The sequence below is a fragment of the Vallitalea maricola genome (assembly GCF_036985595.1).
Classification (GTDB): domain Bacteria; phylum Bacillota; class Clostridia; order Lachnospirales; family Vallitaleaceae; genus Vallitalea; species Vallitalea maricola.
In genome coordinates this window covers 1-289 of the sequence record NZ_BTPU01000404.1, presented here as the reverse complement: position 1 = coordinate 289, position 289 = coordinate 1, and the positions used below count along the sequence as shown (strand labels likewise).

1 pseudogene is annotated in these 289 nt (G+C 30.8%); it reads left to right on the top strand.

What is annotated here, in order from left to right:
- A pseudogene (locus tag AACQ14_RS24465) lies at window positions 1-254 on the top strand (hypothetical protein); the annotation flags it as partial.
- Window positions 255-289: the final 35 nt, after the last annotated feature.

Here is a 289-nt window from a genome sequence, read left to right as displayed (position 1 = left end):
GAAGTGGATGCTTCTGTGCTCAACCTTATGTGCAAAAATTATTATACCTAACCAAAAATGATATAAATAAACTGCAAAGAAATCCTCGTTATCCACGTCCTGGCATGGTTAGAATTAGCTTTGGTTTGTATAATGATTATTCAGAAGTTGACATATTGATAGAACTAATCGAAAAAATAGTAAAAAACAAATCATATTACTTAAAAAAATACCCTTCTAAACATCATGAAATTTCCAGTTCTGCTAGATATTAAAATAGAAAATAGAGGAGCCTCATAGGCTCCTCTAT